Raw genomic sequence first — 23,781 nt, forward strand, 5'->3', positions numbered from 1 at the left:
TTATATACGAAAATAAATTAATTTGAAAATTATTTGGATTATGAAATTATTTATATGTTTGTACATAATAATAAATAAGCCAATCTGTTTTGAATGTTACAAATATAAAGGAATACCTCTTTAGGATCTTTATAAATGTTAATTAATATGTTCATACATTATTACAAATAAATGAATACTGATCAACCTAATACCAACACTCCTGGACAACCTAAACCTGAGGAAGTATTGTTCCGAAAATCGTCACAATTTTTAATGCCAGTAAAGTTAAACAGCTCGGGTACCGAAAAGGACGAATACAATATTTATCCGGTATGTTCGGTAGGGAGTGGGAAAATTTTTAATGGATATGATTCGCTGGGCCAATATATTGCCGGTAAAAAAACAGTGATRATTGATGGCTATGCCGGGGTTTTTTGGAACAGGATACAAGGTTCATTAAATAAATATTTTGAAAAAAGTGGCTTAACGGTTAACTGGGTACAAACTTCAGAATATTTAAAACCTGCCGAAGTAATTGAAGCTTTGGTTAACCCATTTATGGGTGCGGGGGATGCTGTATGGGGAACAAAGTGTACTTTATCACTGCATGATTTTTATGAGCTGGATAAGTTAACAGAACAAACAATAAATAAGGAATATGATATTAATATAGTTATTGGCACGGCCGCTGCGTGGATTGGCTGGGATGCTCCGGTAATTTATATTGACCTGCCAAAAAACGAATTGCAGTTTAGGATGCGGGCCGGCTCCGTAACCAATCTTGGGACCGATCAGGTTAACGATCCGTTTTATATGTACAAGCGGTTTTACTTTGTTGACTGGGTTTTACTAAATAACTATAAAAAGCAAATATTGGGCAAAATAGCCTTAATAGCTGATGGACAATGGCCTGATGATATTAACTGGATGCACCGGGTTGACTTTTTGACTGGCCTAAATCGCCTTAGCCGGTCGGTTTTTAGGGTTAGGCCCTGGTTTGAACCTGGCGCGTGGGGAGGACATTGGATAAGGGAGCATATAAAAAGCTTAAACAAGGACGTGGTAAATTACGCCTGGTCGTTTGAGTTGATAGTGCCCGAAAATGGTTTGGTTTTTGAAAGCGATGGTTACCTGCTTGAGGTGTCTTTTGATTTTTTGATGTTCCATAACCATGAACAGGTGTTAGGGGTGCATGCGCAAAAGTTTGGCGATGAGTTCCCTATCCGCTTTGATTTTTTGGATACTTATGATGGGGGCAATTTATCCATCCAATGCCATCCTAAATTAAAATATATACAAGACAATTTTGGTGAGACCATAACCCAGGACGAAACTTATTATATACTGGATTGCAAGGATAAGGCTGAGGTTTATTTAGGTTTCCAGGAAGGTATTGACCCGGAAGAGTTTAGATCGGTACTCGAAACAAGCCAGGCCGAAAATAAAGAGGTTGAAATAAAAAAATATGTGCAGGCCCATACTGCTAAAAAGCACGACTTGTTTTTAATTCCGAATGGTACGGTACACAGCGCCGGAGCTGATAATCTGGTACTGGAGATCAGTGCTACGCCTTACATCTTTACCTTTAAAATGTACGATTGGTTAAGGCTTGATCTTGATGGCAACCCGCGGCCTATAAATATTGATCACGCATTTAATAACCTCGACTTTAGCCGCAAAGGACAAAAAGTTCAGGATGAGCTTATTTCAAAACCAGCGGTTATACAACAGGGCGAAGATTGGCAAATAGTTCATTTACCAACACACCGCGAGCATTTTTACGATGTTCACCGCATGGAATTTGACAGCGAAATCAAAGTTAAAACCAATAATCAATGCCACGTAATGATGCTGGTTGAAGGTGCAGCAGTATCTATAAAAACTGCCGACGGAACAAAACATGTTTTTGCTTACGCCGAAACTTTTGTGGTACCGGCAGCTGCAACGTCATACACATTAACCAACCTGGGGCAAAGCCGTGCAAAAGTTATCAAAGCCTTTTTAAAATGAATGAAGTAATAACAACCGTAAACAATAAAGAGGCAAAAATGAGCAATACCTACCTGTACTTCGTTTGTTTGGTGGCCGCCCTTGGCGGGTTTTTATTTGGGTTTGATACTGCTGTAATTTCAGGAACGGTAAGCTTGGTTAAGCACGATTTTAGCTTAAATGCAGTTAGCGAGGGCTGGTTTGTAAGCTGCGCGTTGTTGGGCTGCATCATTGGTGTAAGTTGCTCAGGTAAATTGAGCGACAAATACGGCCGTAAGATTGTATTGATCATTTCGGCGGTTTTGTTCCTTGCATCGGCATTGGGTTGTATGCTTTCAGACTCGTTTACAACATTAATTTTATTTCGCTTAATTGGTGGGTTGGGTATTGGCGTGGCTTCTATGGTATCGCCATTATATATATCGGAGTTTTCGCCGTCACGTTTTCGCGGAATGATGGTATCCCTTTACCAGTTGGCTTTAACCATAGGCATTGTATTGGCCTATTTTTCAAATGCGTACCTGGCCAATCATGCCGCTGATACATTTGACAGTGCAAGCCTGGGGAAAATATTTTCGGCCGATGTGTGGCGGGGGATGCTGGGTTTAGGCACATTACCAGCCGGTATATTTTTGATCAGCCTGTTTTTAGTACCCGAATCGCCACGATGGTTGCTATTAAAAGGGCAGGAGCAAAAAGCTATGGCTCTACTGGTTAGGATTGACGGCGCTGAGGCCGCCCAAAAAGAGATAGAAGCATTTAACTCCCTGGGCGATAATGATGAAGGCTCTCTTAAGGAATTGTTTACCCCCATTTACCGCCGTGCTTTATGGATAGGTTTACTGCTGCCCTTTCTGTCGCAGGTATGTGGTATAAACGCTGTTATTTATTACGGCCCCAGGATTCTGGAGCAAGCAGGCTTTACCCTCAACAATGCGTTGGGTGGGCAGGTAACCATAGGTTTGGTTAATGTGGTATTTACCTTTGTGGCCATTTTTACTATTGATAAGTGGGGCCGCAGACCGTTGTTGTTTGCAGGTATTGGCGGCGCCGTATTTTCATTGATCATTATTGGGGCATTGTTTGCGCTGGGTATAACCTCAGGCTCCTGGATACTGATCTTCATTCTTGCTTTTATAGCCTGTTTTGCTTTTTCGTTCGGGCCGGTTTGCTGGGTGGTAGTTGGCGAAATATTTCCTAATGCTATTAGGGGTAAGGCCATGGCATTGGCTACCCTGTCTTTATGGGTGGGTAATTTTTTGGTAGGACAGCTTACGCCCTTGATGTTAGAAGGCTTAGGCTCTTCATGGACGTTCTGGTTGTTTGCACTGTGCTGCTCGCCCGCTCTTTGGCTTACCTGGAAACTGATACCTGAAACCAAAGGCCGGTCATTGGAAAATATTGAAACTTATTGGAAAGAAACGCATAAATAATAGCAGTAAAAAAGCATAATATAGTTACCTACAACACCGAAGCCAATTCTTTAAGACGGATTGGTTTTATTTTGAATTTCGTTATATAAATAAAAATATATCGAATAAATTAGCAGAAAACGATCACCTATGCTAAAAAAGTACTTTCTTTTAATCCCAATAATGTTTACTGTCAGTATACTGTATGCCCAAAGCCGGAAAAAAATCATTACGGCTGATACGGCATCTAAAAAAGGTGATACCACACAAATAAAAAAACATGAGCTTAATGAAGTGGTGGTTTCCGCATCGAGGATTAGTGAAAGTATCTTACGGTCGCCGGTAAGTATCGAAAAAATAACAGCGGCAGATTTTAAGCGGTCGGCAGCACCATCGTTTTTTGACGCGTTGGAAAATGTAAAAGGCGTTCAGTTAATAACACCCAGTCTTGGTTTCCGGATCATTAATACCAGGGGTTTTGCCAATACCACCAATGTGCGCTTTACCCAACTGGTTGATGGGGTTGATAACCAGGCGCCGCATATTGGCGCTCCGATAGGCAATGCCCTGGGCCCAAGTGATCTGGATATAGAAAGTGTGGAGATCATTCCCGGTACAGCATCAGCATTGTATGGATTGAATGCTATTAACGGCCTGGCAAATTTTATCACCAAAGATCCTTTTACCAGCCAGGGCATCAGTATTCAGCAAAAAACAGGTGTAAATCATGTTGGCGATAAAGAAACCTCGGCTAAACTATTTTCAGAGACCAGTTTCCGGATAGCTAAGGCCGTATCCAAAAAATTCGCCTTTAAATTGAATGGAACCTATACCACAGGATATGATTGGATAGCTGATAACACAACCGATTTGAACGCCGCCGCAAACGCTAAGCTGGGCATAGCTGGTGGACCGGATAATCCGGGTTATGATCCGGTAAATGGCTATGGCAATGAATCATCAGACCGAAAAACTGTAACGCTGGGTGGCAAACAATACTCCATTGCACGCACCGGTTATGCAGAAAAGGATGTAACCAGTTACGATTTGCATAACGTAAAGGTGGATGTTGGACTGGCTTATAAACTGAATGAAAATACCCGGATCAACTATACTTATCGCTTTGCCGATCTGGATAATATTTACCAGCGCGCCAATCGTTTCCGTCTATCGGGCTATATTTTACAGCAGCATGCGTTGGAGATAAAAAATAACATTTACCAGGTACGCGGCTACTGGACAAGCGAAAACACCGGTAAATCATACAACCTGCGCTCTGCCGGCGAAAACATAGACAGGAATTATAAGGATGATAATACCTGGTATGCCGATTTTACCAAAGGCTTTAATACGGCTACCGGGGCAGGGGCTTCGGTTCCACAAGCTTTGCAGCAAGCCCGGCAACTGGCTGATGCAGGCAGGTACCAACCCGGAACGGCTGCTTTCAAAAGTACACTTGATAAACTGGCCGATATCAATAACTGGGATATAGGGGCTGCATTACGGGTAAAGGATGATCTGCTGCATGTAGAAGGGCAGGTAAATATCTCCAATGCCATATCCCCAACGTTCCAAAAAGAAACAGGGATCGATCTGCTGGCCGGGTTTGATCACCGTACCTATATCATTCACCCGGATGGTAACTACTTTATTAATTATGTACCGGGTAAGGCCTATAGCAATATAGATTATAGTAAAACCGGCGGCTTTGTGCAGGTGGCCAAAGAGCTTTTTGATAATGAACTTAAACTATCGGCCACCCTGCGTGCAGACAGGAACGATTATTTTGATCTTAAACTGAACCCGCGTTTTACTGCTGTTTACTCGCCGGTAGCTGAGCAAAATTTCAGGATATCTTTTCAAAGCGGTTATCGTTTCCCAAGCATATTCGAGGCATTCTCAAACGTGAACAGTGGCGGTGTTAAGCGTATTGGCGGTTTAAAGGTGGTATCAAACGGGATATTTGAAAACTCCTACCTGCGTACTTCAATTGATGCTTTCCAGGCTGCGGTAAAGAATGATTTTAACGCAGGCTTAAGTACAGATGCTGCCATTGAAAAGGAGAAGGGTTTACTGAAAAAGAACACCTATACCTACCTGCAACCTGAACATATCAATTCATTTGAAGCGGGTTATAAATCTATACTGTTTGATGGGCAGCTCAGCGTTGATGCCGACTTTTACTACAATAAATACAATAATTTTATTGGCCAGGTAGAGATCAATGTACCTAACACCCAAAAGGCTGATTCCATACCCTATTATCTGAATGATAAAACCAAACAAGCCCGTTACCGGGCCTGGACAAACTCGCAAAGTACAGTGTATAACATAGGGGGCAGTTTAGGCTTATCCTATAAATTATTCCAGAAGTATGTTTTAACAGGCAATGTATCCTACGCCAAATTACAACGTACCGCTAACGAGGATGCGCTGGAAGATGGTTTTAATACCCCGCAATGGATCACCAATCTCTCTTTTGGCGGCAACAGAGTGGTGGGTAACTTTGGTTTTAATGCAACTTATAAGTGGCAAAGTGRCTTTTACTGGCAATCGTTTTTAGTTAATGGCGATGTGGCTGCTTACGGTACTATAGACGCACAGGTGAATTATGATTTCTTAAAAACCGGACTTAATTTAAAAGTAGGCGCTACCAACCTCACCAATAAATATTACAATTCATTTTTAGGCGGCCCGGCCATTGGCGGCTTTTATTATACCACACTTACGCTTGCGATTAAGTAAAATTGTAGTGGTATTGAAGGAAGTGTATGATAATCATGCGATTGTCAGTTTCTTTTGCTTTCTGATGAATTTAAATGCAATAATGTTGCATTTAAATTCTTTTAAGTAACTTGCCCTCGTTACTAATAAAATAAGGCGATGAGCAATTTTGAAATGGATTTTGATGTAATTATTATTGGCGGTAGTTATGCCGGCCTTTCGGCGGCTACAGCTTTGGGCCGTGCACTGCGTAATGTGTTGGTTGTTGATGCAAGTAAACCATGTAACCGCCAAACGCCCCATTCACATAACTTTTTAACCCGCGATGGTGAAACTCCGGCTGCTATAACCAATATTGCCAGGGAGCAGCTTGAAAAATATAAAACTGTTAAACTGATTGGTGACTTTGTTACTGACGGATCAAAAGTCACAGATGGCTTTAAAATACACACCCTGGCGGGGCAAACCTACACCGCGCAGGTGGTATTATTTGCTACCGGCATAACTGATGTGATGCCTGATATCGCCGGGTTTGCCGAGTGTTGGGGTATTACCATATTGCATTGCCCTTATTGTCACGGATATGAAGTGCGCCATCAGTCTACCGGTATTCTGGGTAATGGAGATATAGGATATGAATACGCAAAGCTCATTAGTAACTGGACCGATGATCTTACGTTATTTACCAACGGTATATCCACATTTAGTGCTGAACAGGCAAAAAAACTAAGATCACATAATATAAAGATTGAAGAGGCAGAGGTTAAGACTATTGTTCATGAGAATGGGGAAATAAAAAGTATAAAGCTTCAAAATAATGAAACCTATGCTTTAGCTGCATTATATACAAGACCGACTTTTACCCAACACTGTAATTTGCCTCAGCAATTGGGTTGTGATTTTACCGATGCCGGATACATAAATGTTGACGGTTTTAGCCGAACCAATATTCAAGGCATTTATGCCGCAGGCGATAACACCTCACCTATGCGTACAGTAGCAGGGGTTGTAGCGGCGGGTACAGTAGCAGGCGCAATTATCAATAAGGATTTAATTGACAATAATTATATTTAATCCATACCGATAACCTGATCAGCGAATAGGATATTTATAAAACTAAGTTCAATCTATTGAAATACAAAAAGGCAGCCTGTTTTACTGGTTGCCTTTATAGTTTAAACCAGTTTTCTATGAAAGTATGGCGACAGTTTTTACATGGCAAAGTGTTAATAAAACACTTTGTAAATTTTTATTAACTAAAATGTTACGAAACAAATGAAAAATTCAACGAAACTATTACAATCCGCATTTGGTTGGTATTTGATTTTTTTTCAGTTTTGTTGATTGGTTAATATTTTAATTACATCGTATTAACCTGGGTGTTATTTAGGTTATGACTGATTTTACAGAGCTGTCCGAAGAGGAACTGATAAGATTGCTGAGGCAAGACAGGCTTAATGCATTCCGTGAGATATACTCCCGGTACTGGAAAAGACTATTTGACGAAGCATATAAAAGGTTAAAAAGTAAGGAATTAGCGGAGGAGGTTGTACAGGAACTTTTTACTAATCTTTGGACCAAAAGGCAATTACTTCAAATTAACACTACGATAGGCGCCTACCTGTTTTCGGCAGTTACCCATCAGGTTATTGATATTTACCGTAAAGAATTGGTAAGGGCAAAGTATAACCAGGCTTTTAAAGTTGTGCACACAGAGGCTGATAACTCGACCGAAGATGCCATTATGCTGAAGGACCTGACTTACACCATTGAAGAAGAGATAAGTCATTTGCCTGATAAATGCCGTTCTGTATATGAACTGAGCCGCAAGGAGCATAAAACCAATAAAGAAATTGCCAGCTACCTGGGCATATCCGAAAAAACAGTAGAGCAGCACCTAACCAAAGCGCTGAAAAAAATACGTCTTACGCTTAGTCATTACCTCCTGATCGCGGCGCTTGCTTTTGCTGGTAAAGTAATCCAAAGATCTATTAAGCCTGCCTATAATACCAGATCGTATCTTAATTCAATCAGTGGTTTATCAAATGCGTGCGATACTTTTTCTTCAGTTAAACGGAAGCCATATCTGGTATAGAGCGATATCGCTGCGTGTTGTTCATTAGTTGTCCATAGATACGCTTTTTTATAACCAAGTTCATTCATATAAGCTATAAACTCATCCATCAATTTTTTTCCGAGCCCTATTCCACGATACTCCGGCAGGAAAATGAAATAGCGCAGCTGAACCGATTGTTCCCGATGTACGCCCACAAGAAATCCTATAATTTGCTGGTCATGCTCGCAAATCCATACCCTGTCTTTAGTCGGGGCATACTGGCGCGCAAATTCCTGCAGACCTTCCAGAACATAGCCCTCAAAGTTTAAACCATAGCCAAGTTCTTTAGCGTACTGTTTCCCATGCAGGTAGGCAATATATCCCAGATCTCCTGGTAATAGTTCTTTTCTTAATTTGATATCATTAAGAGTTATTTGCGTATCCATGGTAATAATTATTGCTGCTTTTTAAAAATGTTCATTATTGAATTCATATGCGACACCAACTCTTGCTGATCTGTATTGTTTAAATTGGTAAGCAGTTTACTGATCTGTTCATCAGAGGCTTTATTCAGGGTATCAAACTCCTTCAAGCCATTTTTGGTTAAGGAGATCAGCATAGCCCGGGCATCATGACCGGATGGTTTTTTGATAATCAATTTCTCCTTTTCCAGCTTTTTTAACAACCTGCTTAAATAGCTCTTATCAATATTCATAGCTGTCATAATTTGAGATGCCTGTACATTTCCTCCAATATAGATTTCATAAATGATCCTGGCTTCGGCAAGGGAGTAAGCGCTATTTAGCAAGTGTTTGTCTAACAAACCAATAATGTCTGTATAAAACCGGTTGAATGCCCTGATATCAGGGATAGGATTTATTGTGGTAGCCATATTACAAAGGTAAATAAATATGGTGGACTTTGTCAACTATATTTATTGTTAAAGAAATTTTAAAAAAAATTATTTCCCGACTAAGGGATGTGCCTTTCATAAACGTCAATCATAGTATAAACCGAATTATTTCTTTTTCATGAAAGAACATCTATCAATTGAATTACTGGAAAAGTATATTAATGGGAATTGCACGGAGGCCGAGGTTGCATTGGTAAAACAATGGTACCAGTCATTTGAGCATGATCCTGATTATACACCTACCCTAAGCACAAGCGGGCAAAAGGAATTGGAGGAAAAGATATACAACAGTATAATAAACAATATAGATGTTGTAAATGATGAGGAAACGCCGGTAAAAACATCAGGCATACGCAGGTTGCATACCTGGCAGTGGGTAAGTGGTGTTGCTGCCGTGCTGCTTGTAGCCATAACCATAGGCACCTATCAAAAAGTACAGGTAAACAAAAAACTTTCTGCTGATGCGGAACAGCTGCAAATAGTAGCTATAACTAACAATTCAAACCGTATTTACAAGTCAATACTTCCTGATAGTAGTTCTGTTTGGTTGAGCCCTCATGCACAATTGAGATATCCTAAAGTATTTGCCGCTTCCTCACGGGTGGTTTCCATGTCGGGCGAGTGCTTTTTTGAGGTTACTAAGAATCCTAAACGCCCTTTTATTATCAATAGCCGCTCCATCATTACTAAAGTTTGGGGAACAAGTTTCCGCATACGTGATAATGATCAAAGCAGCGAGGCCGATGTATCGGTTGTTACAGGTAAGGTTTCTGTGAGCATAAAAACAAAACAAAATATTAATAATGCTTCGTTAAGTATAGCTAAAGGTGATGTTATGCTTTACCCGCATCAAAAAGTGGTGTATTCAACAAACGATCATACCCTAAAGCCCGAAAGCACCGCGGATGAGCCTGCCCTGAAAATATGGAACCGTGTAGATCTTTTATTTGATAACAAGCTTTTGAAAGATATTATACCTGTGCTTAACTCCAGGTACCATGTTCATATTGTGGCGGCAAATGAAAAACTAAACCATTATATGCTTAATGCCGATTTTTCTGGTTTTAATCTGCCCGATGTTTTGGAGGCGCTTAATAAATCGTTAAATATCGATTACGAAATAAAAAATAACACTATTGAACTTAAATAAACCAATTAATTAACCAAATAATCAACGGATGAAACAGAGAACAAAAGCTTAAATATCATTATAAAGCCAGTAAAAACCGGCATAAATAAAAAAACTTAGAAGTGTTACGACCACTCCTAAGTTCAGATTAGCCCACTATCGATGGACACCATTTTTAATGGTGACAGGGCGTTAATTGTCTCATTTTTAAAAAGAAACATAACAAATATATGAAATTTCGTTTACGAACACCCATTCCCTGGTATCAAATCATGAGGATTACATTTATTCAAATTCTGATATCGACCATGTTAAGTGGCATAGCATATTCAAACACTTTGAACGCTCAGGATATACTTAATAAAAAGATAAGCATATCATTAAATAACACCACATTGGTTGATGTATTAACTCATTTGCAAAAAAATGACAACATTAAATTTATATACAGCAGCGACGCCATTAACGGTTTACAGAAGGTTACCATCAATATGGAAAACCAATCGCTTAAAAATGTGCTTGATCAGGTATTAAAAAGCAAAGGCATTAATTACGAAGTATTGCAGGACAGGATTGTTCTGGGTAAAGCTACTGATGCCGTGCCTTTAAATGCTACTGAACCTGTAATTATATCAACTGTAAACGCTGATGCATCAACGGCCGTAACCATAACCGGTAAAGTAGTTGATAAAACCGGCGAGCCGATAATCGGCGCCAGCATTTTAGAAAAAGGTACTACTAATGGTGTATCTACCGATTTGAACGGTAATTTTAAATTAAGCGTAGCAAGTCCGGGTTCAGTACTGGTAGTGGCCTATATTGGCTTTAACAACCAGGAGGTTACTGTTGGCAACCAAACCAACATTACTATAACCATGGTTGAGGGTGTAAAAAACCTGACCGAAGTGGTGGTAGTAGGTTACGGCACCCAAAAGAAACTTACCGTTACCGGCGCTATCAGCAGTGTTAAAGCTACCGATCTGCAGGATCAGCAGGTAACCCGTATTGATGATGCATTAAGGGGCAGAACCACAGGTGTAAATGTTGTTCAAAGCTCAGGCGCTCCGGGCTCTACACCGCAGATCAGGATCAGGGGTATTACTTCAAGGCTAAACAGCGATCCTTTATATGTAATTGATGGTGTTGTAGTAGATAACGGCGGCATTGACAACGTTAACCCGAATGATGTAGAATCAATTGATGTTTTAAAAGACGCGTCAGCTGCTATTTATGGTTCGCGCGCGTCAAATGGCGTTATTATAGTTACCACTAAAAAAGGAAAAAAAGGCGAGCCACAAATCTCTTATAATGGTTATGTAGGTGTGCAAGGCCCGGTTAGTAAAGTAAAATTAGCCAATGCATCACAATATGCAACTTTAAGGAACGAAGCCCTGACTAATGACGGTAATGCAGCCGCATTTGCCAACCCTTCATCATTCGGGACCGGAACTAACTGGCAGAATGAAATTTTCAGTAATAGCGCTCTGATCCAGAATCATAACCTAAGCATCAGCGGTGCTACTGATAAAGCCAATTACTATACATCTTTTGGTTACCTTGATCAAAAGGGTATAGTTACACCTGATATTTCTGATTACAAGAAATTTAACTTTACTACCAATACCAGTTATAAAGTTAAAAAATGGTTTACCATAGGCGAAAACTTTACCTATGCTTATACACGAAGCAAGAGTGTAGGTAATACTAACAGTGTATTTGGCGGTCCGCTTAGCTCAGCCCTAAATCTTGATCCAATCACACCGGCGGTAGTTAACAATATTAACGCTCAGCCAAATGCAGCCATTTATAACGATCCTACTAATCCAATTGTGTATAATGCACAGGGTTTACCATACGGTATATCAAACTATGTATCGCAGGAAATTACAAACCCATTGGCATATGCGCAAACCCGCGCAGGTAACTACAGCTATGCCACTAATCTTTTAGGTAGCGCTTTTGCCGAGATCGAGCCAATTCAGGGTTTAAAGATCAGGTCGCAAATCAGCGCCAAACAGGCTTATTATGGTCAGGATGGTTTTACACCTATCTACTATCTGAATTCAAGTACCAAGAACTTGTCAAATACTTCTCAATACCAGGAAAATGACAGGAATTTATCATGGAACCTTGACAACACAGCCACTTATACCCGTGCATTTGGCAAGCATAATTTCACTGCTTTGGTGGGTACCAGCGCGCAAAAAACAACATCATCAGGTTTAGGGGGTACATTTATTGGCGAACCGGTAAACTCATTTGACGATGCCTCAACAGGTTTCGCTTTACCGGCTACTAACAGGATAGCCAATGGTATTACTGCTCAGCCGCATACACTGGCATCAACCTTTGCCAGGTTAACGTATGATTATGACCAAAAATACCTTTTCACCGGTATTGTTCGTCGTGACGGGTCATCAAAATTTGGTAGTAATAATGTATACGGAACTTTCCCATCCGCACAGGTAGGTTATGTAATGAGCCGTGAAGATTGGTTCCCGAAAAATACATTTATCGACTTTATTAAATTACGTGGTTCATATGGTATAGTGGGTAATGAAATGGCGCTTGATCCATTCCAGTATGCGGCAACTATTGGTAGCGGTCGTAATTATGTGTTTGGTAACGATGGACTTATTATTGGTTATAGCCCTAACGCGCCGGCAAACCCTGACCTGAAATGGGAAGAAACCCGCAGCGCCGATATTGGCTTTGATGCAACGTTGTTCCAAAATTTAAGTGTAACCTTTGATGTGTACAGAAAGCTAACTAAAGGTATGCTACAACAAGTACAGTTCCCTACATATGCCGGTTTTAGCGGTCAGCCATTTGCTAACGTAGGTGATATGGAAAACAAGGGTGTTGAACTTAGCCTGGGATATACTAATAAAGTAGGCGACTTTAATTATAATGTAAGTGGTAATATATCATATAACCATAATGAGGTAACTAACCTGGGTCCACAGATCAATTACTTTACTGTTGGTACTGTACAAAGCTCAACTTATGAAATTGGCCGCACAGCCGTTGGACAACCGGTTGGTGAATTTTATGGATTTCAGGAACTGGGTGTATTTCACTCACAGGCAGAGATCAATGCCTATACTAAAAATGGCCAGCTGATACAGCCAAATGCAAAACCCGGCGATTTTAAATGGGCCGATACAGATGGCGATGGCAAAATTACTCAGGCCGACCGTAAGTTCCTGGGCAACCCACTGCCTACATTTACGTATGGTATTAATTTCAACGCCAATTACAAAAACTTTGATATCAAGTTATTTGGACAGGGTGTTTGGGGTAACAAAATTTACCAGGCGTACCGCCGTTTAGACATCGCCAGCGCCAATTATCCTATCGCGGCTTTGGATGCCTGGACACCAGCTAATGCCAGCAGTAATTACCCACGTTTAACTGATGCAGACCCTAATCAGAACTTTAAAAACCCATCAAACTTCTATCTGCAAAACGGTGCTTACTTCCGCATTAAAACCTTGCAGTTAGGTTACACTTTACCACAATCATGGCTTAAGGCAGCCGATGTAAAAAGGGTTAGGGTATTTTTAAGCAGCAATAACCTGGTTACCATAACAGGTTATAAAGGTTATGATCCGGAAATAAGCGGTGGTATTGATATGGGTATTTACCCTCAGGCCCGCACATTCATGGCAGGTTTAGATATTACTTTATAATAACAAATTACAATTATCATGAAATCAAAATATTATATATATACAGGAGCTATTTTGTTGGGCATTGGCACTATGGCATCCTGCAAAAAATCATTCCTGGAATTACAACCCCAGGGCGAGTTTTTACAATCAAATTATTACGCCAACCCTGCCCAGGCGCTTACCGCTGTAGTGGCTGCATATGACCCTTTGGTTACTGAAACTGGTGGTATCGACAACACCTATTCTTCACCGCTGGGAGCACTTAACTCCGCATCTGACGATTGTTTTGCAGGTGGTGGCAGTTCATCTGATGTACCGGCATGGCAGGCAATTAATAACTATACGCTTTCACCAACCGTTGGTCCACAAAACCAGTTTTGGGCTATTAATTTTCAGGGTGTAAACCGTGCCGACGTATTGCTGGAGCAATTACCCAAAGTACCTGGTTTAAGTGCCGATCTTTTAAAAAGATATACTGCCGAAGGCCATTTTTTACTTGCACATTATTACTTTGACCTGGTTAGGTTATTTAAAAATGTGCCCTTGATTCTATCTACCCTGAATCTTACCAACGTATATGATCAGCCGCAGGCTACTCCCGAGGCTGTATATACACAGATAGAAACAGATCTGAAAGCTGCCATTGATGGTTTACCGGTAACTGTTGCCGCTGCCGAAAACGGACGTGTAACCCAGGGTGCTGCAAAAGCGTTATTAGGTAAAGTTTACTTATACGAGAAAAAGTGGGCGCTTGCCGCCACAACCCTGCAGGATGTTAACACCAATTATGGTTACAAATTGCAGGCAAATTTTGGAAGTGTATTTAGCGTTAAAAATAAATTTAACAGCGAATCGATATTTGAACTGGTACACTCAGGTACGCAAAACTATACCTGGAGCAACTGGGACCAGTTTAAATCAAACATCTTAGTACAAATGGTTGGTCCGCGTAACTATAAAGGCCCAATTTATTACGGCGCTGGTTATGGTTTTAACCCGGTAACCACCCAATTGGCTACAGCCATGAAAGGCGACCCAAGGTATGGCTATACTATTGTAAATATTGATAGCTTAACCAAAGCTACTGGTACAAGCTATGAGGCAAGCTATCAAAACACCGGGTATTTTATAAACAAATACGCACCTGTGTTAGCAAACATAGTAACTACAGGTATTACTGATTTGAACTGGCCCAATGATTATATTGAGATCCGTTTGGCCGATACTTACCTGATGGAAGCCGAGGCAGATCTTAACGGAGGTGGTACCGGACGTGCCCAGACATTACTGGATGCAGTACGTAGCCGTGTTGGTTTACCATCGGTACCTGCAACTTTGCAAAACGTTTATACCGAAAGGCGCCTGGAGCTGGCTACAGAAGGCCATCGCTGGTTTGACCTGGTAAGATGGGGGCAGGCTCCTGCAGCACTTGCATTTAAAGGTTTCAAGGCAGGTGTTAATGAAATTTTACCTATACCATTAAATGAAACCACTAATGGTAGTAAAGTAAAACAAAACCCTGGTTATTAATTAATAACCAGGGTTAAACAAAAGGCTGTCGCTTATGGTGGCAGCCTTTTGTTTTTTATTTGTTTTGTTTAATTATTGAAGTAAATTGTTGCTGATTTTATAATGACCTTTTACAGGATCAAACCAATTTTAAACCGCTTTATCCAATACGCTGAATTAAAAGATATGCTTAAAAAAAAGACATTCTTCTTTGTTTTAATTGCGCTGATCCCCTTAAGTTTTATTTTAACACAATGTTATAACGATGGTGCTCCAGAAGATGATCCACGCGGCGAGATATATGCGGGCTCGGCCAGTTGCGTAAAATGCCATAGCAGTGTTTATGATTCTTATATCCACACTGCTCACTTTCAAACCTCGAGCCCGGCATCACCAAATACCATCAAAGGTAGTTTTGCTAAAGATTCAAATACTTTTGAATATGGTAATAGCCTTAAAGTGACCATGGAAAAGCGGGGCGATAGTCTTTACCAGGTGGGTTACTTAAATGGAAAACAAACCGAGGCACAAAAATTTGAAATAACCATTGGCCTTGTAAATGCCCAAACCTATCTGTACTGGAAAAACAACCAGTTGTTTGAATTGCCGGTGTCGTACTTTACCGCCTTGCACAATTGGGCAAACAGCCCCGGTTATGATCCCACCCGTGTCAATTTCCAAAGGCCAATTTTAAGGAAATGTCTGGAGTGCCATACCTCATACATTAGCGAACTGCCTATGGAACATATGTCGGTAGGGTTTGACAAGGCATCGCTGATATATGGAATTGATTGCGAGCGTTGCCACGGACCGGCTGCCAATCATGTAAATTACCATACCGCGTACCCCGATGAAAAGAAGGCAAAATATATAACCACTTACAGCTCGTTAACCAGGGGCCAAAAAATGGACGCCTGTGCTGTTTGTCACTCGGGTACTAAAGGCGCTTTTTTGAGGTCATCATTTAGTTTTCAAATGGGCGATACTTTGGCTAAGTTTAAAGAGCTCGACTTTGTAGGCAACAGCCCGGTACCCGCTACACTTGATGTTCATGGCAACCAAAGTTCATTGCTGCCAACAAGCAAATGTTATATCATGAGCAAGATGGATTGCGGCACCTGTCATGATCCGCATATTAGCCAAAGTCAAAGTTTGGCTATGTACACACAAAAATGCTTAAGTTGCCATAGTGAGGCTAATCATAATTTTTGTACTATGGCACCCAAATTAGGTACGGCCATCAACACTTATTGTATAAACTGCCACATGCCCCAAAAATCTTCCCACATCATTACGATAGGCGAAGCCGGGGGTAAAATGAACTCGCCTTACCTGTTGCGCACCCACCGGATTGCAATATACCCTGAAGAAACTCAAAAGATTTTAGCCTTTATAAAAACAAAGAATTTGTAAGCCCCCCGAAGGGGGAGTTTTTTATCAAGCAGTTTCTAAAAACGCAATTTAATAGGTAAGCGTTAAGCCCCCTCCCAATCCCATGTCGCTATCATAATGGCTCGACAGGGAGAAATACTTGGTGAAAATATACCGGAAACCCGCGGCATATTCTTTATCGGTATTGCCCATAATGGTGAAACGCAGGCGGCTGGTAAGCGGGATATCATCCCTGCTTAACTGAAACCGTAATTTACCATTCCCATCTACCCGGGCATCGGCGATTAGTAACATGGGCAAGGTATAGGCCAAACCGGCAACTACAGTTTTACGGTTATTTTTATTGCTTACCTGTCCAAACAGGTTCTTCTCCTGCCCCTCGGCTTTTTTATAGTGATAATCAAAGCCGCCGTAAGCATATAACCATTGCATTTGCCCAAAATAGCGGCCTGCCATAGTTTCACTTTCGTAACCGTCATGGTCATTTAAGCCCAAGTGCCACAGGGTTGATAGTTTCCAGCGGGTATTGGCAATGGCAGCGGTTCCATCACTGCCGTTACTTTCCAACCCTACTTTTGCAGTAGCGTAAAAATGCTGATCATCGGCATAGATCTTTTTGATGGCTGTTGTCGGGTCTGGAATTTCGGGGTTGGGCGGCGAGTTTTCATAGCTGAATATGCGTCCCATACCACTCATCATATGGTAAAGTATATGACAGTGAAAAAACCAGTCGCCGCTTTCCGTGGCTTTAAATTCAATGGTGTCTCTTTCCATTGGCATAATATCAAGCGTGTTTTTTAAGGGAGAATATTCACCCTGCCCGTTCAACACCCTGAAATAATGGCCATGCAGGTGCATGGGATGCCGCATCATGGTATTGTTGTACAGGATGATCCTAACATTTTCGCCGTTTTTAATCAGGATCTTATCTGATTCAGATACCGTTTTATTATTGATGGTCCACACATAACGGTTCATGTTACCGGTAAGGTCAAATCTTAACAGCTTGGTTGGCCCTTTAGGCAGGGTAGTAACCTTGGTTGATTTTAACATACCGTAATTCAGGGTAACTATGTCTGAGTTACTTCCTCCCATATCCATTCCCGGCATATTATCCATTTTAGCAGCGGTTGAATCTTTTGGATGGTCGGCCGTTTTTGCATCACCAGTTATCTCAGGATACATGACGGTGTTCATATCCATTACCTGGTTAGCCATTACCATGCCATCCATTTCTTTCATATCGCCGTTCATACTCATCATGCCGTTCATCATTTTCATCCCCTCAAAGTATTTGAGTTTGGGCAGATGTTTTGCTTTATGCTGTGTCCCTGAACCAAGCCACAGGGATGTGTATTTGGTGCGATCTTCGGGGGTGGCTAAAAACTCATAGCTGCCATCTTTGGGGATGGTTACCAGTACATCATAAGTTTCGGCAACCGCTATGATGAGCCTGTCAACCTCAACAGGTTCCACATCTTCACCATCGTTGGCTACTACGGTGATCTTGCCACCTGCATAATTGAGCCAGAAATAGGTAGATGAACTACCATTAACCACATGCAACCTTACCTGGTCGCCTGCTTTAAATTGCGGGGCGATATTTTCGGGTTTGCCATTGCTAAAAAAGCGGTCGTAAAATACATCACTTACATCCATGGCCAGCATTCTTTTCCACTCGTTGCCTACCTTGGTTTTAAAATGCCCCTCTTTAATGGCCTCAAAGTAGTTTTGCGTACTGCCCTTGCGTATAGCATACCAGTCGGTAGCATTGTGTAGTGAGCGTTGTACCTGTTCAGGGTTTTCATCTGTCCAGTCGCTGAGCAGCAAGGTATAATCCTTTACCGGCGAAGGTTGCTTTTTGCGGATAATAAAAGCGCCATACATACCGCTTTGCTGCTGGGTCATGGTGTGCGAATGATACCAGTACGTGCCATTTTGAACCAATGGAAATTTGTACAGATGTGTTTCGCCTGCCTTTATGGGCGAGGTGGTTAAATACGAAACCCCATCGTATCGGTTGGGCAATATTAACCCATGCCAGTGAATGGAGGTTTCCATCATCATATTGTTATGCACATAGATCTCGGCAGTATCACCCTCCGTAAAAGTTAGGGTAGGTGCCGGGATGGAGCTATTAATGGCCATGGCGGGCCTTGCTTTACCGGTGTAGTTCACCACGGTATCGCCTATGTATAAATGGTAAATGTCCCTGTTGCCAATTTTGGTATAAAAGGGCAAACGCTTTTCGGCAGCACCCTTATCCATTTTCATAGACATGTTATGCTGACCGAAAGCGAAAAATGACAGGAACAGATTTACCCATATTAAAAGGTAAGTCTTCATAAATAAAACCTGTTAAAATTATTTAGTAGCCGGGGCCAGTGTCTCGGTTGTTTTGCCGCAGGTAAGCATTTGCTTGCCGTAGTATGGATTTTTGATGGCGCTGGTTTCACTTAACCAGGTAGCTTTTTTCATGGGGCAATATTGCTCATAAACGGTAGCCGCATTCAATTTTAAACCTTTTATGACGTCATACAGATTTTTAGAAAGACTGGTAAAATGTTCACGCTGATGATCAATGGCATCGCTTTCACTGATGTGCCTGCTATCAAACTCCAGTTTTTCACTGTAGTTCATCCACAGTTTGTGCTGTTCTGGTGTTAGCTTATCCATCGGCACGGCATTTATAGCGGTTAAAAGATCATGGGCCTTGCTTTTGGCAGCAGCTTTATTATCGGTTGTTAAGGCATTTTTAACATCCAGATAAGCGGTAAGTACATTGTTTACAGCACTTGCTGCCGGCTTGTCTTGAGCTTTAACGGTTGAATAAGTTACAAATACGGTAAAAAGTATGATGAGTGTTTTGATAGTTTTCATAGTTTTATTTATTAAAGATTTTTGAATTTTATCTGATGGTTATAGCCCGAAAAGCAGCAATAATCGTGCTTGTAGTAAAGCTATTTAACCTGGTAATTAAATCGGAATTGGGAAAAATGGAGCAATAAATGCCCGGCTGCACATGATGCAGGTTATCTGTTTATCAGATCTGAAGTGAACGTAACTGAATGGAAATTTCCTTACCCGATAAGCCTGGTGGTGCCTTGCCATATCGTGGCACAAATTTATTCAGGGCTGGAGATTGATCAGGTAATGGTATGTAATTAAATTCACGAAGGATCACTGCCATTTGCGGCAACTGCAAAGCTACCGTACCTGGCTTAATGTTTTCTTTAATCACATAATTGCCATGCTTTTTGCAGCAGTCGCAATCCTTGTCTTTTACGTTATGTTTATGTTGTTTACCCTGATGTTCATCATGGTTCATGGCTTGCATAGCCATTTTGGGATGAAATAAGCTTTGGCCGGTACAATGCACTATACAGACAAACATCCCTGTGGTGAGTAACAGGTAAAATGCCGCTATACTTAAAATGGCCGCTCTTTTCATTAAAACAAAGATATACTATTCACCCCTATCTGTTTTATAAAATTTTGTAAGCTGTTTATAAAATTTTGCGATGATACGTGGAGGGGGATATAACTCACAACTTTTATCAAGCTCTCTGACATTTATTCTCTGTATTATTTTTGCTGTGGATATTTTTCCTTTAAATAACTGATAGATGTACTGATCATTTTCCGGAGAATTTCTTCATCTATATCCTTTAGCTTTTTTATGTATATACAGCCCCCATCGGTTTTGTGTTTGCCCAAATTAGTAAGTAGTTTTTCTTTTTCTGTGGGATCATGCATAAGGTAAAGTGTGGTTGCACCCTTACGGGGAGAAAAGCCGGCCAGTGGCGCGTCACCTTCATGGCCGCTTGCATATTTGTAATGATAGCTGCCAAAACCTACAATACTTGGCCCCCACATTTTGGCTTTGTATCCGGATTGTTCTTCCATGATCTCCACCAGGCGAAAGCTGTCGTTGCGTTTCGTTTCGTCAGGTACTGTATTTAAAAAATCAGTTACACTGCCTGTAGTTTCGGTTGTTTTGTTCTTAGCCATTGTATTATATGTTAGGTTAATACTATCCTAAGGCGACATGAATTTTATGCCACAACTATATTTAAATATAGGATTTTTAATAGCTAATAAACGCTTTTGAATTATTTCAATGTTGAATAATTATAAAACTGGAGCCTGCCGGTGCCATTTATTTTGATGGTTTGGGTTTCATCAGTTCCCCGGGCATTTTTCATGGTGATGCTGATCTGATTTTCGCCCTTTTGCAATGGGATACGGGCGTAAGAAATACTGGCCGGCAGGGTTTGCCAGTTGCGGGTATCTGCTTTTTCAGAAAGCAGACTGTACAGCTGCATACCGTAACCCAAACCTTCTAACAGTGAATTGCTTTTATGATCGTCGCTTTTAGCGCTTGCGCGTAACGCATATTCTGCCATTTTTTTTACGGCCAGCCTGGAGAGTACTTTGCCCATTTCATTTAGGGTGCGTTGCTGCAACGTTTTAAAAGCCAGTTCATTAATATCTTCGGCTTTTTCAAATGGGATCTTTTCCTGGTTTACGGTGATTACAGCGCTTGAATAATAAGGTGTTTGCGCAATATATTTTGGCCATGCTGCTCTTAAACTTTCAACCGATTTAGTATTCACCCTGTTCCTGTCGCCATTATAATTAAAAGGGATTACCAGCCCGCCGGCCGCGTCTGTAAAGAAAAGGTCGCCATTACTGTTTCTGATCAGGCTAAAAAACAGATCGACCTGGGTTTTAACTGGTGCAAGGCCATTTTCCCAGAAAAATATCAGTTCCCCGCCTTCCGCCGGTTTTTGAGGTTCGTATTTAATGCCAAACGTTTTTTCAAACTGGTCTGCTTCTGTTGTAAATCCATTTAATGAAGCGGTACGGATTACATCCTCTTTAAGTCCGAACGGTATTCGGGTACCATAATAGATACTGTCCGGGCTTTTCAAATATATTTCGACAGCGTTACGGTAGGATATAAAGGCATTATTAACATCATTATTGCTTTCATAAAGCATTCCCTGTAACATCAGTGAAAATGCATCATTGCTATAACGTTTATCCTTATTATTAAATTTATCCCCTTGCTCCTGCGCCTGCAAAGTGATGCGTCGGGCTTCAACAATGGCATCTTCGGTATTGTGCAGGTACGTGTAATTGAGTGCTTTGTAATAATGGATCATGAATTTTTCAAAATCCTCGCCCTTATACTTTTGCTCCATAGGGTTAAGCAGCACACCAACAGCCGCGTCGGAAGCACTTGTTAAGCCCTGATCCAGCATGGAGTCGGCCTCATTAAAATATCTGTTACTATTTTCGTATTCCCCGTTCAGGTGGCTTATCCTTCCTTTTTCCATCAAATACAGCAGTTTATTCCGTGGTTTTTGTATCAGGCTGTTTTTGTCAAGCTGCGTTTCTGCTTCCCGGTAATTTCCGGCCGAAACATTTTTATAGTATGGAAGAATACGGTCGTTATAGGAAGCGCAGCCTAACAAAAAAAGCATCAATCCTATAACAGATGATGCCCCAAGAATATACGTACGAATATTTGTCATTATGAAAGTGTTCATATCGAGTAGTTAGTATCAAGACAGCTTCGATAAGCTATACTAAATAGTATTAAAAAAATCCTGATACTTGATACTAACTACTTGATACTAAAAGTGGATTAGTTTTTAACGTACTTGGCTATTTTCTTTTCTCCTATCCATACCACTTCATTGGTTTGGATGTTTGTCAGTTCCAGGTTTACCTGATAATAAACTACCTTTTGACGTTTGTGCGCGTCAACAATTGAATTTATAGAGCCTTGCAATATGTAATCAGCACCATTTTCAAGTCCGAATTTTTTCATGCTTGAAACCGTTGCATTGGTTTGCTGGTCTTCTTTTTCGGCGCGCAATTCATCACGCTTTTTGCCGCCCTGTACCAAACGTACTTTTTGTGTTTGTATAAATGAGCTTTCAATATCTTTTATAAACGTTTCGGCATCTATGTGTTCATGACTTTTGTTTTGAACAAACCCAACAATAACTACCGGTTTTTTACCCTGGTGTTCTTCCTGATGTGTGCTTATCCAGTTAGCGCCCAAAATTTTACCGGTTAGCTCATCTGCTGCCATTCTTGAATCGCTGTTATTCCAGCTGCCGCTTACGTCTATTGTTTGATCTGTGCTTACACGAGTTACTTGTCTGGAACAAGAGGCTATAAGCATTCCCGAAACTGCAATTGCAGCAACTGTTAAAATTTTATTGAATTTCATTTGTATTGTTAGGGTTTTTATGATGTTTTAGATTGTATTTAATATAAATTGTTACCAGCCAAAGCCAACGCCTATTCCAATGTTGCTTCGGCCACCCCAGCGGCCTCCGTAACCACCACCCCAGCGGTTGCCATAGCCACCGCCCCAGCGGTTACCCCAACCGTAGCCTAAGCTAACACTTGGGTAATAATTACCATAAAGGCCCCATGATGGTGTATAATCATAATATCCATTCATGCGCTCCTGATGTCTCCATTCGCGATTTTGACGGCGACGTTCCATTTTGGCCTCGTACCAGTCATAAGCTTTGTAAGTGTTTTGAATAGTAGTACCATGCAGGCTGTTCAAACTGTCGGCACCCATGGCGTATTTGCGCTGACTCTCCATATATCTTGGATTTTGGTCAGGCAATAAAGCAGTTTGCTGGGCGTTTACTATGCCGCTATAAAAGCTGCCAAATAGCAAGCCGGCTATAATAATTAATTTCCTTTGCATCACATTAAAATTATAGAGTAAAAATAAGCAAAATATAAGCTCATATGTTCACGTAAAGTTAGCCTGAGGTCATAATTTAACGTTATTTAACTATGGCGATCATATTTAAACAATTAATAAATTTCAACAGGAAACTTACCATATGTTGACAGCCAAACTTCTCCATTTTGACATAAAATTTGACAAATGGATTAATACAGCTTCAATTAATCTTCATAAACCTAACCATAAATGGAGTAATACCTGATCTGGTTTCATA

At 40.9% G+C, this 23,781-nt stretch carries 18 protein-coding genes; 9 read left to right on the forward strand and 9 right to left on the reverse strand.

Features of this window, described 5'->3' with window-relative positions:
- The first annotated feature begins 171 nt into the window (after positions 1-171).
- The 5 genes from AC1DRQ_RS17250 (at position 172) to AC1DRQ_RS17270 (ending at position 8,202) form a co-directional block, all read left to right on the forward strand.
- The gene (locus tag AC1DRQ_RS17250) at positions 172-1,992 is read left to right on the forward strand and encodes a class I mannose-6-phosphate isomerase (RefSeq protein WP_477425863.1); all 1,821 of its coding nucleotides are present in this window, start codon (positions 172-174) and stop codon (positions 1,990-1,992) included.
- Positions 1,989-3,404 carry a sugar porter family MFS transporter gene (locus AC1DRQ_RS17255; protein ID WP_477425864.1) on the forward strand — a complete coding sequence of 472 codons (1,416 nt, stop codon included), beginning with the start codon at positions 1,989-1,991 and terminating at the stop codon, positions 3,402-3,404. The genes AC1DRQ_RS17250 and AC1DRQ_RS17255 overlap by 4 nt, the downstream gene beginning before the upstream one ends.
- 162 nt (positions 3,405-3,566) lie before the next feature.
- Positions 3,567-6,128: a TonB-dependent receptor gene (locus AC1DRQ_RS17260; RefSeq protein WP_477425865.1), complete on the forward strand. Its 2,562-nt coding sequence runs from the start codon at positions 3,567-3,569 to the stop codon at positions 6,126-6,128.
- Between the two features lie 138 nt (positions 6,129-6,266).
- Complete coding sequence (locus AC1DRQ_RS17265; protein WP_477425866.1) at positions 6,267-7,181, forward strand: NAD(P)/FAD-dependent oxidoreductase; 915 nt, start codon at positions 6,267-6,269, stop codon at positions 7,179-7,181.
- Between the two features lie 319 nt (positions 7,182-7,500).
- Positions 7,501-8,202 (forward strand): RNA polymerase sigma-70 factor, encoded by a 702-nt coding sequence (locus tag AC1DRQ_RS17270; protein WP_429399989.1) that lies wholly within the window; start codon positions 7,501-7,503, stop codon positions 8,200-8,202.
- Here AC1DRQ_RS17270 and AC1DRQ_RS17275 read toward each other — a convergent pair.
- Both AC1DRQ_RS17275 and AC1DRQ_RS17280 read right to left on the reverse strand, forming a co-directional pair.
- A complete protein-coding gene (locus AC1DRQ_RS17275) occupies positions 8,109-8,609 on the reverse strand; it encodes a GNAT family N-acetyltransferase (protein ID WP_477425867.1) in 501 nt (166 codons plus the stop codon). The two genes, AC1DRQ_RS17270 and AC1DRQ_RS17275, sit on opposite strands and share 94 nt — an antisense overlap.
- A gap of 8 nt (positions 8,610-8,617) precedes the next feature.
- Entirely contained in the window at positions 8,618-9,055 is a 438-nt protein-coding gene (locus tag AC1DRQ_RS17280; RefSeq protein ID WP_477425868.1) for a MarR family winged helix-turn-helix transcriptional regulator, read from the reverse strand.
- 139 nt (positions 9,056-9,194) lie between these two features.
- Between AC1DRQ_RS17280 and AC1DRQ_RS17285 the strand changes: the two genes are divergently transcribed.
- From AC1DRQ_RS17285 to AC1DRQ_RS17300, 4 genes are all read left to right on the forward strand, one after another.
- Entirely contained in the window at positions 9,195-10,226 is a 1,032-nt protein-coding gene (locus AC1DRQ_RS17285) for a FecR family protein (RefSeq protein WP_477425869.1), read from the forward strand.
- Between the two features lie 251 nt (positions 10,227-10,477).
- Positions 10,478-13,897, forward strand: a complete 3,420-nt coding sequence (locus tag AC1DRQ_RS17290) for a TonB-dependent receptor (protein WP_477425870.1) — start codon at positions 10,478-10,480, stop codon at positions 13,895-13,897.
- An 18-nt stretch (positions 13,898-13,915) separates the two neighbouring features.
- On the forward strand, positions 13,916-15,409 hold the full coding sequence (locus AC1DRQ_RS17295) for a RagB/SusD family nutrient uptake outer membrane protein (protein ID WP_477425871.1): 1,494 nt from the start codon (positions 13,916-13,918) through the stop codon (positions 15,407-15,409).
- A 165-nt stretch (positions 15,410-15,574) separates the two neighbouring features.
- On the forward strand, positions 15,575-16,801 hold the full coding sequence (locus tag AC1DRQ_RS17300; RefSeq protein ID WP_477425872.1) for a multiheme c-type cytochrome: 1,227 nt from the start codon (positions 15,575-15,577) through the stop codon (positions 16,799-16,801).
- A gap of 48 nt (positions 16,802-16,849) precedes the next feature.
- Here AC1DRQ_RS17300 and AC1DRQ_RS17305 read toward each other — a convergent pair whose 3' ends face one another.
- The 7 genes from AC1DRQ_RS17305 to AC1DRQ_RS17335 all read right to left on the reverse strand — a co-directional run bounded on the left by AC1DRQ_RS17305 (position 16,850) and on the right by AC1DRQ_RS17335 (position 23,522).
- A complete protein-coding gene (locus AC1DRQ_RS17305; RefSeq protein ID WP_477425873.1) occupies positions 16,850-19,126 on the reverse strand; it encodes a multicopper oxidase domain-containing protein in 2,277 nt (758 codons plus the stop codon).
- Positions 19,127-19,144: 18 nt separating this feature from the next.
- Complete coding sequence (locus tag AC1DRQ_RS17310; protein WP_477425874.1) at positions 19,145-19,660, reverse strand: DUF3347 domain-containing protein; 516 nt, start codon at positions 19,658-19,660, stop codon at positions 19,145-19,147.
- Between the two features lie 163 nt (positions 19,661-19,823).
- Positions 19,824-20,231 carry an HYC_CC_PP family protein gene (locus AC1DRQ_RS17315; RefSeq protein ID WP_477425875.1) on the reverse strand — a complete coding sequence of 136 codons (408 nt, stop codon included), beginning with the start codon at positions 20,229-20,231 and terminating at the stop codon, positions 19,824-19,826.
- A gap of 134 nt (positions 20,232-20,365) precedes the next feature.
- Positions 20,366-20,791, reverse strand: a complete 426-nt coding sequence (locus tag AC1DRQ_RS17320; RefSeq protein WP_477425876.1) for a DUF1801 domain-containing protein — start codon at positions 20,789-20,791, stop codon at positions 20,366-20,368.
- Between the two features lie 101 nt (positions 20,792-20,892).
- Positions 20,893-22,335: a COG3014 family protein gene (locus AC1DRQ_RS17325; protein ID WP_477425877.1), complete on the reverse strand. Its 1,443-nt coding sequence runs from the start codon at positions 22,333-22,335 to the stop codon at positions 20,893-20,895.
- A gap of 98 nt (positions 22,336-22,433) precedes the next feature.
- On the reverse strand, positions 22,434-23,027 hold the full coding sequence (locus tag AC1DRQ_RS17330) for a penicillin-binding protein activator LpoB (protein ID WP_477425878.1): 594 nt from the start codon (positions 23,025-23,027) through the stop codon (positions 22,434-22,436).
- A 51-nt stretch (positions 23,028-23,078) separates the two neighbouring features.
- A complete protein-coding gene (locus AC1DRQ_RS17335) occupies positions 23,079-23,522 on the reverse strand; it encodes a hypothetical protein (protein WP_429400002.1) in 444 nt (147 codons plus the stop codon).
- Positions 23,523-23,781 lie beyond the last annotated feature (259 nt).

The sequence above is a fragment of the Mucilaginibacter sp. P4_E8 genome, from assembly GCF_056401495.1.

Coding starts and splice junctions, on each gene's coding strand:
- AC1DRQ_RS17255 (WP_477425864.1), top strand. CDS start 1,989: ATGAATGAAGTAATAACAACCGTAAACAATAAAGAGGCAAAAATGAGC.
- AC1DRQ_RS17265 (WP_477425866.1), top strand. CDS start 6,267: ATGAGCAATTTTGAAATGGATTTTGATGTAATTATTATTGGCGGTAGT.
- AC1DRQ_RS17270 (WP_429399989.1), top strand. CDS start 7,501: ATGACTGATTTTACAGAGCTGTCCGAAGAGGAACTGATAAGATTGCTG.
- AC1DRQ_RS17275 (WP_477425867.1), bottom strand. CDS start 8,609: ATGGATACGCAAATAACTCTTAATGATATCAAATTAAGAAAAGAACTA.
- AC1DRQ_RS17280 (WP_477425868.1), bottom strand. CDS start 9,055: ATGGCTACCACAATAAATCCTATCCCTGATATCAGGGCATTCAACCGG.
- AC1DRQ_RS17285 (WP_477425869.1), top strand. CDS start 9,195: ATGAAAGAACATCTATCAATTGAATTACTGGAAAAGTATATTAATGGG.
- AC1DRQ_RS17290 (WP_477425870.1), top strand. CDS start 10,478: ATGAGGATTACATTTATTCAAATTCTGATATCGACCATGTTAAGTGGC.
- AC1DRQ_RS17295 (WP_477425871.1), top strand. CDS start 13,916: ATGAAATCAAAATATTATATATATACAGGAGCTATTTTGTTGGGCATT.
- AC1DRQ_RS17300 (WP_477425872.1), top strand. CDS start 15,575: ATGCTTAAAAAAAAGACATTCTTCTTTGTTTTAATTGCGCTGATCCCC.
- AC1DRQ_RS17305 (WP_477425873.1), bottom strand. CDS start 19,126: ATGAAGACTTACCTTTTAATATGGGTAAATCTGTTCCTGTCATTTTTC.
- AC1DRQ_RS17310 (WP_477425874.1), bottom strand. CDS start 19,660: ATGAAAACTATCAAAACACTCATCATACTTTTTACCGTATTTGTAACT.
- AC1DRQ_RS17315 (WP_477425875.1), bottom strand. CDS start 20,231: ATGAAAAGAGCGGCCATTTTAAGTATAGCGGCATTTTACCTGTTACTC.
- AC1DRQ_RS17320 (WP_477425876.1), bottom strand. CDS start 20,791: ATGGCTAAGAACAAAACAACCGAAACTACAGGCAGTGTAACTGATTTT.
- AC1DRQ_RS17325 (WP_477425877.1), bottom strand. CDS start 22,335: ATGAACACTTTCATAATGACAAATATTCGTACGTATATTCTTGGGGCA.
- AC1DRQ_RS17330 (WP_477425878.1), bottom strand. CDS start 23,027: ATGAAATTCAATAAAATTTTAACAGTTGCTGCAATTGCAGTTTCGGGA.
- AC1DRQ_RS17335 (WP_429400002.1), bottom strand. CDS start 23,522: ATGCAAAGGAAATTAATTATTATAGCCGGCTTGCTATTTGGCAGCTTT.